The organism is Paenibacillus sp. E194 (assembly GCF_000935845.1).
Taxonomy (GTDB): domain Bacteria; phylum Bacillota; class Bacilli; order Paenibacillales; family Paenibacillaceae; genus Paenibacillus_B; species Paenibacillus_B alvei_B.
This window is the reverse complement of record NZ_JMDX01000172.1, coordinates 1-13,129: the sequence shown is the minus strand read 5'-3', so window position 1 is coordinate 13,129 and position 13,129 is coordinate 1. Positions and strand designations below refer to the sequence as shown.

Here is a 13,129-nt window from a genome sequence, read left to right as displayed (position 1 = left end):
GTGATGTGCTATGAGTTGTTCAATGTTCTGAATGGTGCCAAGAACCTGGTCACCTCTTTTATAATCATCTAGAAAACCAACAAAACGGCAGCTTGTGTTTGCCAAAATGTGATTTCTGATCTGCATTCCGACTTTTCCAGCACCGATTATTAATACGTTTTTATTGTATCTTGCTGATCGGCGCAATAATGCGTGGGCATACGTCTTCATCACGCGGGATAAAAGAAATACGAACACCATGAGGATAGCGAGCATTAGTATGAGTACCCGGGAATACACGATACTAGTTTTTAAAAAGAATGCAATCCCTAAAGCAATCAGAAATGAAGTGGATACAGCTTTAATGGCTGCTAAAGTGTCATCAACGATTCGTATATCGCGATTCCATTTAAATATTCCTTGTTGATACAGCATAGCTGTATAAATCGTAAAAATAATGCCGATCAAAAGTACATAGTCATCCAGTACCGGTATTTTAGCAATGCTTTCATGTAGCTTATTCCAGTTAAACGATCCGTACTCGGATATAACTTTATAATAGAACAATATAAAAAAGCCAATCATATACAGAATGTATTCTGTAGCTATTAACCCTATATTCAGAGTTAGCTTGATTCGATCCGTCTTCCGATTATAAGCTGCAATATCTTCTGCTATAAGAAGATTCGTCCCTTGATTGAGCTTCTTGTTCAATTGAACAGGCAAACTCATATATTGACACTCCTCGACATATTGATTCTAGTTGTAATGATTATAACATACCATCTCGTAAATATTAGCTTATCTCTATAGTAAAATATTATTTATGAATAAGAAAAGCGTAATGGCTAATTAACAATTGGGGCGGTTTTAGAATCCAAGTGTACTATAAGGTTATTATGCATTATATGTAAGTTGTATTACAGCAAAATCAGTTTTCCTACATTATTATTTTTTAGTTTTACCAGTGATTACATAGTCTCCTTTTATCGATTGTGATAATATGTGAGTAAATATTTATTTGTTTCATTCTTTAAAAATTAAATAAAATTACTATTTTAGTGTTTAACAAAGGAGGAAGGAAACACATCTTAGAGCGACTTACTTAACGATTGTTCGAAGCAGTATTCATTAAGTAAAGGAACCCTTTTATTAGAGAGCCAAAGTTATGGATTGTTTTAGGGTGTATTAACAAAATAGTAGAGACAAAACTATTGTGGAGGTCATAATGAAAAAAATCACCAAAGTTGTTTTATCATTTCTTCTAGTTTTATCATTGTTACCTATTGGAAATAATGTTCAAGCTTATTTTGTACATGATAACACAACTAATAATAGTACTAAATCGAGCCCGATTGTTTATGATATTTATGCAACGTTGGGGACATTGCCAACACTGTATGCGGGGCTGAACACTTATACAAGCAATAACGAATCCTACATGTGGTTTTTACGTAAAGGAACTCTTAACACAACTTATTTACCATCACATATGAACTTTATTGCACCTAATAAAGAATACGATGCTGAATTAATGAATGAAATCATTGACAAAGTGAAAGAATTGTTTACTTTAAATCCCGATGCCAAATTTAATTTTTACATAGATGATCTTCGTGTCCAGTTTATACTGCAAAGTTTTGTTGCAAATCATATTCCTGAAGATAATTATAAAGTGTTCTTGTTATCTGATGGCACTGCGACTTATACAAAATTTAAAAGCATGTTCAATGCTGCAGGGACTTATCCTACATGGATTAAATACGCAGATGATTTCATGAATAAGAAGACTAGAATAGCAGCAGGAGAAAATGATGTCATAAACATTAATAATGACACGGAGATGCATCCCAGTATGTATTTTGCATCTCAATTTGACAACGTCGAGTACTGGATGCAATTTCCAGAATTGCTCGTGAGTAATGATGACAATGTTAAAACAGAGATTATTAAGATGAACACGATTAAAACTACCCCTAATGATATCTATCATAATTTATCCGACGACAAGAAAGCTGCTTTCGTAAAAGCCGCCGGTGTCGATAAACAAAAATTTGATGGGATATTTGATGCTTCAAGCAAGCCTAATCTCATTATTTCAGGCACAAGTTTGTCTGGGGAACAGAATGGCTTTGAAGAAGTAGTTAAAAATATTGTCAAAGATTACGGGGAGCGATATGATCTATTTTTCAAACCCCATCCTGCATGGGATCCTATCTCAAATCCCCAATTAATTGATTTGAAAAGAAAGGAATTTATAAATGGCTTGGGTATAACAATTTTGCCCGCGCAACTTCCAATGGAGGCTTTGTTATGGGCGTATCCTGATTTGAAAATTGGAGGATATTCAAGTACGCTCTATATGTCAACTGCACAAGGACAGACTTTGTTCTTTATTGCTGATAGCAAGGAAAAGTTAGTTTCCCCTTTGCCTGAACTTTATGATCTCGGGCACTTTGGAAGTGCCAAGTTTTACAAGGTTGTCCCAGATCCTGAAAATGGAAACCAAGATTCCGATGCTGTTCTTTCCTTACTAGAACTTTCTCATAATGATGAGAAGATACCATTAAATGTTACAGATGCAGTTTATGCTGCAAATGTTCCTAATAAGATTGATAAAGTAAAGTTAACATTTAAAAACAACGAAGAAAAAGATAAGATTCAAGTACAATTTGAAGATAAAGCTATTAATGTTTCTGATATTGCGGGGGAGTATCAGAGTGAAGATATAATGTTAAACGTTGGTGTAAATACGATATTAGTAACGGTTTCATCTTTTGATGAGAAGAATACGAATACTTATAAGGTTGTAATTACTAGAGATGATGAAGAAACAGAAGGTAATGGTGACGGAAATGTAGGTGGGGATAGTTCAAACCCTGGAAGTGGATCAAACCCTGGCGGTAGTGGAGCTTCAAATTCCAATATTACTATTCCATCAGGTTCAGGTGGAGTCGTTAATACGAACTCTAATGTAATAGAAGTATTAGCGAATGGAAAGAAAAAGGAAGAGATTGAGCTTTCAAAAATTAAAAATGAAACTAAAAATGCTATTGTTGATGTATTAGATAAAGAGGTTACTTCAATTAAAATGAAATCTAATATATTGAAGGAACTCAAAAATAACAAAATCGAAATAGTAACATTTAATCTAGATGGATTTAGTTATCAAATTCCTGTTGATATATTAGAACAAATAAACTACCAATCACAGGGTAGTAACAAAGAGACTGTATTAAACCTATCTTTTGACATAAATAAAGATGTTAATTCTAACAAAGTAGAAATGTTAGGAGAAATGATTAGTAATCAATATGACGTTAGTTTAAAAATAACTGATGATAAAGGGCTAAATAAAGAGGTTAAAGACATAGGCAAGTATGTAAGCATTAAAGTTCTTTTGAAGAATGTCACGGATCAAGATAAAGCTAAGATAGCTGCCATTTCTTTATCAAAAGATATAAATGGAAGTCCAATAAGCCATACTAAGCCAGTAAAATTAATTAATCAAAATGGCCAATATTATGCACTGATATCCACAATGAATTATGGGAGCTTTTTGGTTCTTAAAAACGACAAAGAATTTAAAGATGTTGTTAATCATTGGGCGAGTCATGATATTACTGAAGCGGCCAATCGTAACATAGTGAATGGTAAAGGCGAAGAATTGTTTATGCCTAACACTCAGATTAGTCGTGCTGAATTTATTTCAATGATGGTTAGAGGTATGGGTGTATCTACGGTCAAAACCAAAACAGGCAAGTGGTATGATGATGAAGTTGCCGTAGCAGAAAAAATTGGACTACTAAAAAATCTGAGCATTTCATCAAGTGATATTGAGAAGAATATTACTCGATCTGAGATTATTAGTATCGTTACTGCCGCGCATAGCTACATTAATAATGATATGGGTCTAAAAGTGGACAAAAAAATACTGGCCGGATTTGTTGATATAAATAAGTTAACTGATTTGGAGCAGAGCGAGTTTGCTTGGTGTATTGAAAATAAGATAATTAACGGTTTAACGACTGATAATAGTGGTAAAGTATCGCTTTCTCCAAGTAAAGAAAGTACAAGAGCAGAAGCAACAACAATTCTCTTACGGACACTGAGAAGCTTATCATTAATCGATTAGATTTAGAAAAGTATACCCTAACTAAACTGTACCCTATCGAGTAGACACTTAAAAAGGTTTCTCGATAGGGTACTTTTGTTTATTTCAGCTAGATGAGAATGAGGAATTTAAATGAGTAAGAAATATTTACAGATAACGAAATGAAGTTGCTTTCTAATAATCTTTATGTGAAGTCCGTTTCTTCTAAGGCAATTACGTACACAGATGCGTTTAAGCAATTGTTTGTCTCTGGGAATAACAAGGGTAAGCCCCCGGGAAATATTCGAGGAATGCGGTTTTGACGTATCAATCATCGGAACATTGAGTTAAATCATCAGGAGATAGATGGCGCACAAGTTACCTGAAGAACGGTATCTTAGGTTTGCAGGATACGAGAAGTCAATCTCAGGGGGATCCTTTAAATGGGAACTCACATTAGAAGGGAAGTATGCCAGACTGGAGGTTCAGAATGCCTTGCTAAAAGCAGAGAACGAATTGCTAAAAAAGATTCGTTTCGCGGAGAGGGGACAATGCAAAGGATAAAACTGTCACCCAATCAAAAATATGTCCTTATCCGTGCCATCGTTAAGAAATATCAATTCCACCGTCCTAAAAGCTTATCATTTCAAGAGACGTAAGAAAAGGGGCCCGATCCATCGAGATGACACTGGATGGTCAGTTTCAGATTGTCTACAATCTGAAACGAATCAGGCGGATCATGAGAAAATACGGCATTCTGTGCCCTTTCAGGAAGGCGAATCCCTATGGAAGGATGATGAAAGCTACCCATGAGCACGGGTCGTTCCTAACCTGCTGAATCGGGAATTTAAGCAAAATGTCCCTGGTAAGGTATTACTTACGGACATCACCTATCTATTCTATGGCTCAGGCAAGAAAGCTTATTTATCAACGATCAAGGATAGTTCAGCCAATGAAATCTTGCATATCATGTATCGAATCACAATGGACCTTGCGGCAGATACTTTTCTTAAGCTTAAGATGAACAGAAGGTTTGAAAAAGCAGAGAGTGCCTTCATTCATTCTGATCAGGGACCCCATTATACGCATCCGGAATTTCAAAAGATGGTTAAGAGAATGAACCTCAAGCAGTCCATGTCCAGACGGGGAAACTGCTGGGATAATGCCCCTCAGGAATCCTTTTTCGGTCATTTTAAAGATCAGGTTTCCATCAAACCTTGTTTAACTTTGGATTAAAACAGGGGATTAGGGACTACATGACTTACTACAACCATTACAGGTAACAATGGAATTTGAAAAAGATGACCCCTTTTCAATATGAGGCCACTGAAAAAGTCCACCTGAAAAAGGCGCAACTCCTCAAGTTTATTGAGAAGATTGTGCCTTTTCTCTGTATAATTAAGGTATTAAATCAAGTAGGTGAAAGTGATGATTCAAAAACAACAATCTATGACTTTAAGCCCTTATCTGGAACTTTATAACTTGGTGGTACCCAAAGACAATATGTTACGGCAAATCAACGAACTGGTTGATTTTTCTTTTGTATATGAAGAACTGAAAGAGCGCTACTGTCATGATAACGGCCGAAATGCGATTGACCCGATTCGAATGTTCAAGTACTTGCTTTTGAAGGCGATTTTTGAGTTGTCCGACATTGACATCGTCGAACGTTCGAAGTACGACATGTCGTTTAAATACTTTCTTGACATGGCACCTGAAGATCCCGTGATTGACGCCAGTTCGTTAACCAAGTTTCGAACGCTGCGACTGAAAGACTTGAATATACTTGACATGCTCGTGAGTAAAACAGTTGAAATTGCATTGGAGAAGGGCATAATCAAAAGCAAAACTATCATTGTCGATGCCACTCATACAAAAGCCCGTTACAACCAGAAATCCCCCCGGGAAATCTTGCTGGATCGTTCCCGCAAGTTGAGAAAAGCGGTCTATAAGGCGGATGAATCGCTGAAGGCCAAATTCCCGGTCAAGAATACGAGTAATGTACTTGAGGAAGAGATCAGCTACTGTCAAAAAACTTATTGCTGTGCTTGAAGCTGAAGGCGGGATTTGCGAATTGCTAAAAAATTAAAGAACCATTGAATCTCTTGAAAGAAACGGTCGCCGACGATCTGCAACAATTACGGATTTCAGAAGACCAGGATGCAAAAGTCGGCCACAAAAGCGAGGACTCTTCATTCTTTGGCTACAAGACCCATCTTGCCATGACCGAGGAACGAATCATAACGGCAGCCGTTGTCACGACGGGTGAAAAGACTGACGGCAAGCAACTGCAATTGCTTATCGAAAAAAGCAAGGCAACGGGTATGGAAATCAAATCAGTCATCGGAGATACAGCGTACTCTGAAAAAGACAACATCGTTTATGCTAAAGGCAATGAAATTGAACTTATTGCCAAACTCAATCCGCTCATTACACAAGGGGCACGCAAGAAAGAAGATGAATTCCAATTCAATAAAGATGCAGGCATGTACGTGTGTAAGGCCGGCCATTTAGCGATTCAGAAGGCGCGGACAGGAAAAAAGGGAGTTAACAATAACCAAAAGAATACCTACTACTTCGATGTAGAAGTATGTAAGAGATGTCCGTTCAAAGAAGGATGCTACACCGAAGGAGCAAAAAGCAAGTCCTACTCGGTGAGTATTAAATCTAGCGAACATACGGAACAAATGTCGTTCCAAGAAAGCGAGTACTTCAAAGCGAAGTCTAGAGAACGCTACAAGATTGAAGCGAAGAACAGTGAACTCAAACACAGGCACGGGTATGACGTAGCGTCATCTTCGGGTCTTGCTGGCATGCAATTACAAGGAGCAATGGCGATCTTTACTGTAAACTTGAAGAGAATATTGAAGCTGATGAAGTAAGAAACAAGACATAAAGACCTGAATTTATAACAAAAAGACGACCTTTATTCCTTATTTCTGGAAAATGAAGGTCGCCTTTTTCTTCATGTTTTTAGCTGCTCTGTAAAACTACGAGTTCTTCAGTGGCCTCTTTCAATATAGAGATCATCTTCTTCAATCAGCCTAGACTTTTTAAGAGTGTCCTTTACATAGGGTACAGTTTAAAACAAGGGCATACTTTTTTGACGTGATTTTTAATTCTATAATAAATAAGTTTTTATAAAGAATGAGTTTCATCGTTTTTAAGTTTCCTAACCCATTAATAAAAGAATCTGGGCTATCTAGTATAATTCGTGACATTTCCCCCACCATTCATTACAATAAGAACATACATTCTATTCACTCTTGTTTTTCAGCCTCATATATGGCACCCATTTCCCTCCACCCCTAGGCTTATTTCTGGTACACTACAATATAGAACATTATTATGAAGGTCGCTCATCGTACCACTTACATCCATGAGCGGCAGACCTGGAGGAAACGCAACGTGAAGACGCCTTTACAACCGATAGATGACTGGCGGCACGTATTCAAGCTTGACCCGGACAAAGAAATTGGCGATGAGGCGCTGGATCGTGTATGTTTATCTGGAACTGATGCCATAATGGTCGGGGGATCGAGCGGAGTCACTTTCGAGAACACGGTAGACTTGATGTCCCGCATTCGGCGATATGAGCTGCCGACCGTCCTTGAAGTGTCCGAATTGGATGCGGTCGTGCCTGGCTTTGATGCCTATATGATACCGATGGTGCTGAACACGAACAACGCCAATTGGCTTATTGGTCAGCATCATGAAGCGATTCAACAATATGGTTATATGATTCCATGGGATTTGTTAATCCCAGAAGGGTATATAATTTTGAACCCGGAAGCGACAGCAGCTAAGATTACAGGAGCGGATACGCAACTGTCTCCAGCAGAAGCGGCTGCATATGCGCAGGCAGGAGACAAGCTGATGCGTCTTCCTGTCGTGTATGTGGAGTACAGCGGCATGTTTGGCGACATGGAGTTGGTTAAGAAGGTGAAACGCTCTCTGACGCAAGCCCAGTTGTTCTATGGAGGCGGAATCCGTACAGTAGAGCAAGCCCAAGAAGCGGCTGCCTCAGCTCATACAGTGGTTGTAGGCAATGTCGTCTATGACGACTTGAATGCTGCCCTCGCGACCGTTCTTGCGGTAAAAGAAACAAAGCTGTCTTTATAGCTCATTGATAATAACTAGACCATATAAACATTCATTCACATAACTGCAGAAAGGAGACTGCGCACGAAATGTTTGACTTTTTACGACCGGATTCCAATGGTAACTCAAATTCGAACACAAATTCGAACGTATACGGAGGGTATGGAGCATCCATCGACATTCAAGATGCTATCAAGCGTTTGAACCCTGAACAACGACGCGCTGTTGAGACCACTGAAGGGCCATTGCTCATTATGGCGGGAGCGGGATCAGGCAAGACGCGCGTGCTAACGCATCGCATTGCATATCTAATCGCTACGAGGAAGGCACCGCCATGGAGCATCCTAGCCATTACGTTTACGAACAAGGCTGCACGAGAGATGCAGGAGCGGGTATCCAAGCTGGTTGGCCCAGATGGAAGAGACATTTGGGTATCCACGTTCCACTCCATGTGTGTGCGTATCTTGCGCAAGGATATTGAACGTATTGGATTTACCTCGAACTTTACGATTCTCGACTCGGGGGATCAGTTGTCCGTTATTCGCGGATGCATGAAGGAATTGAACTTGGATACGAAAAAATTCGATCCACGCGCAGTACAAGCTGCAATTAGTACAGCGAAGAACGAATTGCTGACGCCAAGCCGCTTCGAACAGAAGATTGGCGACCACTTTGATGGAATTGTAGCTAAGGTATATACGATGTATCAGAAACGTCTGAAGAGCAACAACTCGCTTGATTTCGATGATCTCATCATGTCTACGATTCAATTGTTCAAGGACGTCCCTGAAGTATTGGATTTTTATCAGAAGAAATTCAAATACATTCACGTCGACGAGTATCAAGATACGAACCGTGCGCAATATATGCTGTGCCGGATGCTGGCTGATCAGCATCAAAACATTTGCGTCGTCGGGGATAGCGATCAGTCGATCTATCGCTGGCGCGGCGCCGACATTACGAACATTCTGAACTTCGAGGGTGACTACCCGAAGGCTACGACGATTATGTTGGAGCAGAACTATCGTTCGACCTCCAATATTCTGAATGCCGCGAATGGAGTCATTAAGCTGAACACTGGACGCAAGCCGAAGAAGCTGTGGACGGAATCGGGTGAAGGCGAGAAGATTAAGCTCTATCAAGCAGATACAGAGCATGATGAGGGTTACTTCGTTACTTCAGAGATTAAACAGAACCATATGGCAAACAAGCATTACGCCGACCATGCGATATTGTACCGGACGAATGCGCAATCTCGTGTCATCGAGGAAATTCTGATCAAGTCGGATATCCCGTACCAGATTGTGGGCGGTGTTAAGTTCTATGATCGCAAAGAGATTAAGGACTTACTTGCCTACTTGCGTCTCATTTCGAATATGGATGATGATATCAGCTTAGAGCGTGTTGTGAATGTACCGAAGCGGGGCATTGGGGCCACGACGATGAATAAGCTGGCTGAAGCAGCAGCTACTCGTGGCGTATCGATGATGAAGGTTATCGCTGACATGGATGCCCTTGATATTTCGCCGAAAACCAAGGGCGCGCTGCGTGAATTCCGCGCGATTATCGACAATCTGAACCACATGGTGGAGTATTTGTCCGTAACGGAATTGACGGAGAAAATGCTCGAACTATCCGAGTACAAGCTGGAGCTGCAGCGCGAGAACACGCTGGAATCGAAGGCACGTCTCGAGAACATCGACGAGTTCTTGTCCGTTACGCAGGAATTCGAGCAGCGTAATGAAGATAAGTCTTTGATTTCGTTCCTGACGGATCTTGCATTGATCGCAGATATCGATTCGATGAACGACGAAGAAGGCAATGAAGAGGAAGATGCCGTCATCTTGATGACGATGCACAGTGCAAAAGGATTGGAATTCCCGGTCGTCTTCATCATAGGTATGGAGGAAGGGGTATTCCCGCACAGCCGTGCATTCAGCGACAATGAAGAGCTGGAAGAAGAACGTCGATTAGCTTACGTAGGTATTACTCGTGCAGAAAAACAGCTATTCCTTACCTGCGCACGCACACGTACTTTGTTTGGTCGTACAAATGCCAATCCTCCTTCTCGTTTCCTGCAGGAAATACCGGATGAAGTGAAGGAAGACGCGACGCCAGAGGGCACACGCTATGGAAGGGTAGACCGTTACGGCCGCAATGCTGCTTCTGCTTCGTACGGAGGGCGTGGGTTAGGTTATTCAGGCGATGGTGGAGCACAAGCACCAGGTACGAAAGGCATTGGAAGCAGCGCTCAAACAGGATGGCGTGCTTCAGGTGGAGCGGGAGCAGGCGCAAGTAGCGGATCAAGTGTGACCGTAACATCAGCAGCGGAAAAAGTGAAGCAGGCGGGAGCCCAAGCCGGAGACTATCAGCCGGGGGACAAAGTATCCCATGCCAAGTGGGGCGTAGGCGTGATCGTGTCGGTAAAGGGAGAGGGCACGGATACGGAGCTGCAAATTGCCTTCCCTGCGCCAGTGGGTGTGAAGCGGTTATTGGCTGCTTTTGCCCCGATTAACAAAGTATAAGTAGACTACCACTACCCAATAGATGATTTGAAATGAGGAAGGAGCCACCTCTTTGACAAATGCGAATGCGCAAACCCGCATGGAACAACTCGTGGCGGAAATACATCGATACAATCACCATTATTATACGCTGGACAATCCTGTCGTTTCGGACAAAGAATACGATAAGCTATATGATGAACTGGTAGCGTTAGAGAAGGAGACGGGCATCGTATTGCCCGACTCTCCTACCCAGCGGGTTGGGGGAGATCTGCTCAAGGGGTTTGAGCCGCATCGCCATCTATCCCGTCTATGGAGCTTGGACAAAGCGCAGGACGAAGAGGATTTGTTCGCTTGGAATCAACGAGTGCTGAAGCTGATCCAAGACTACAACACCAAGAATCCGGACGAGGAGCCGCTGCCGGCTCCATCTTATGTCGTGGAGCTGAAGTTTGATGGCTTGACACTTAATTTGACTTACACTGATGGACTGCTGGTTCAGGCCTCCACACGTGGCAATGGTGTCATTGGCGAGGGGATTTTGCCACAGGTGAAGACGATCCGTTCCGTGCCGCTGTCTATTCCTTTCAAGGATGGGACGATTGAAGTTCAAGGTGAAGGTATTATGAACCTGTCCGTGCTTGAGGCTTATAATAAAACGGCAGCAGAGCCGCTCAAAAATGCTCGCAACGCAGCAGCTGGAGCGCTTCGCAACTTGAATCCGCAGGTGACAGCACTACGGAAACTGAATGCCTTTTTCTATAACGTGGGCTATGCTGATGGGGTTGACTTCGATAACCATCAGGAAATGATGCAATTCTTGAAGGACAATCAATTTAAGGTGAACCCGTATGTCACGTACTTCGATACGATTGAGCAGGTGCGTGCGGAACTCCATCAGATTCAGGAACAGCGCCCATCTCTTGATTACTTGATTGATGGAGCTGTCGTCAAGCTGACCGATATGCGTACCCGCGAGGTGCTCGGATACACGGATAAGTTCCCGCGTTGGGCGGTAGCCTTCAAGTTCGAGGCTGAAGAAACGACAACGGTGCTGGAATCGGTAAGCTGGGAAGTCGGACGTACCGGCAAGATTACGCCAGTAGCTCGAGTTGAAGCTGTTGAGCTGGCTGGTGTAACGGTACAGAACTGTACGCTGAACAACATTGGTGATATCGAACGGAAAAACTTGAAGCATGCGCTTGGTGCACGCGTATTCATTCGCCGATCGAACGATGTCATCCCTGAGATTCTTGGACGTGTTCCGGATGAGGAAGGCGGCGAAGAAATCGTTTATCCGACGGAATGCCCGTCCTGTGGTTACACACTTGAGATGCGGGGCGCGCACTTGTTCTGCAATAATAAGCTGAACTGCAAGCCGCAAATCGTAGCGCGTCTGGCGCATTTTGCTTCGCGGGATGCGATGGACATCGAGACATTCAGCGTGATGACTGCCGAGCAGCTGCACGATGAGCTGAATGTACATGAGCCGTCCGACCTGTTTGCACTTACACTTGATCAATTGGTTGGCTTGAATCGATTCGGAGAGAAAAAGGCGAGCAACTTGCTAGCAGCACTTGAGAAGAGTAAAACACGTGATTTGCCGGCCTTCTTGTTCGCGCTCGGAATACCGAATACGGGCAAGACGACGACGAAGGCATTGGCTGAGCATTTCGGCACGCTGGAGAACATCATGCAGGCTTCTGAAGAGGAGCTCGTGGCGATTCAGGATGTCGGGGCGATTGTAGCGGACAGCATCGTAACGTATTTTGCGGATCCAATTAACCGCGCGAGCATCGACCGCATGTTGGAGCTGGGTGTGAAGCCGCAATCCGCTGAGAAGCAGGCTGAGGTAAATACAGATTCGATATTCTATGGCAAAACAGTCGTATTAACAGGTTCCTTGCAATTGCTGACGCGTGATGAGGCGACTGCCAAGCTGGAAGCATGCGGTGCGAAAGTAACGGGGAGCGTATCGAAGAAAACCGATCTGGTTATCGCAGGAGAGAAGGCAGGCAGTAAGCTCGCCAAGGCTGAGCAGCTTGGAATACCTGTCATTACTGATGAAAATGAACTGATCCGGTTGTTGAACGAGGCGCTAGGTACAGGAAGTTCCGAAGAGTAACCGTTGCAATTGGTGAAGCAGCTACAATAGAAACTGATCGAGTAACTATGAAATAACTGCATTAGTAGCTGTTTCATCATTCGCCAGCGACATGAATTATGTTCGGACGATGCTTCCTCAAGAACCTTGATGACCTATCGCATCATTGAACAGTAAGAATATGTATGCTACAATTTGCTTATAATAAACAGAAGACCACAGCGCCAACTGTGATCTTCGTCCCACAATAACCGCTAGATGAGCGGTTGGCTTATCAAAAGTGCGTAAGTAGACCGCATACCTTTGTGAGAGGGCGGTCTACTTTTTCTTTAAGTAGGTGAGCAAAGC

At 42.3% G+C, this 13,129-nt stretch carries 5 protein-coding genes and 2 pseudogenes; 6 read left to right on the top strand and 1 reads right to left on the bottom strand.

Going from position 1 to position 13,129, the window contains the following annotated elements; genetic code table 11:
• On the bottom strand, positions 1-711 hold a 711-nt coding region (locus AZ66_RS20515; RefSeq protein ID WP_044356538.1), incomplete at its 3' end, for a nucleoside-diphosphate sugar epimerase/dehydratase.
• A gap of 496 nt (positions 712-1,207) precedes the next feature.
• Here AZ66_RS20515 and AZ66_RS20510 point away from each other — a divergent pair.
• The 6 genes and pseudogenes from AZ66_RS20510 to ligA all read left to right on the top strand — a co-directional run bounded on the left by AZ66_RS20510 (position 1,208) and on the right by ligA (position 12,802).
• Complete coding sequence (locus AZ66_RS20510) at positions 1,208-4,114, top strand: S-layer homology domain-containing protein (protein WP_044356537.1); 2,907 nt, start codon at positions 1,208-1,210, stop codon at positions 4,112-4,114.
• Positions 4,115-4,254: 140 nt separating this feature from the next.
• A pseudogene (locus tag AZ66_RS30815) lies at positions 4,255-5,355 on the top strand (IS3 family transposase).
• A gap of 145 nt (positions 5,356-5,500) precedes the next feature.
• Positions 5,501-6,954, top strand: a pseudogene (locus AZ66_RS20495) (IS1182 family transposase).
• Positions 6,955-7,480: 526 nt separating this feature from the next.
• Complete coding sequence (locus tag AZ66_RS20490) at positions 7,481-8,194, top strand: heptaprenylglyceryl phosphate synthase (protein WP_044356536.1); 714 nt, start codon at positions 7,481-7,483, stop codon at positions 8,192-8,194.
• A gap of 68 nt (positions 8,195-8,262) precedes the next feature.
• Positions 8,263-10,698, top strand: coding sequence for a DNA helicase PcrA (pcrA, locus tag AZ66_RS20485; protein ID WP_231586965.1), 2,436 nt, complete (start codon positions 8,263-8,265; stop codon positions 10,696-10,698).
• Positions 10,699-10,777: 79 nt separating this feature from the next.
• The gene (ligA, locus tag AZ66_RS20480; RefSeq protein WP_044356539.1) at positions 10,778-12,802 is read left to right on the top strand and encodes an NAD-dependent DNA ligase LigA; all 2,025 of its coding nucleotides are present in this window, start codon (positions 10,778-10,780) and stop codon (positions 12,800-12,802) included.
• Positions 12,803-13,129 lie beyond the last annotated feature (327 nt).

Coding starts and splice junctions, on each gene's coding strand:
- AZ66_RS20510 (WP_044356537.1), top strand. CDS start 1,208: ATGAAAAAAATCACCAAAGTTGTTTTATCATTTCTTCTAGTTTTATCA.
- pcrA (WP_231586965.1), top strand. CDS start 8,263: ATGTTTGACTTTTTACGACCGGATTCCAATGGTAACTCAAATTCGAAC.
- ligA (WP_044356539.1), top strand. CDS start 10,778: ATGGAACAACTCGTGGCGGAAATACATCGATACAATCACCATTATTAT.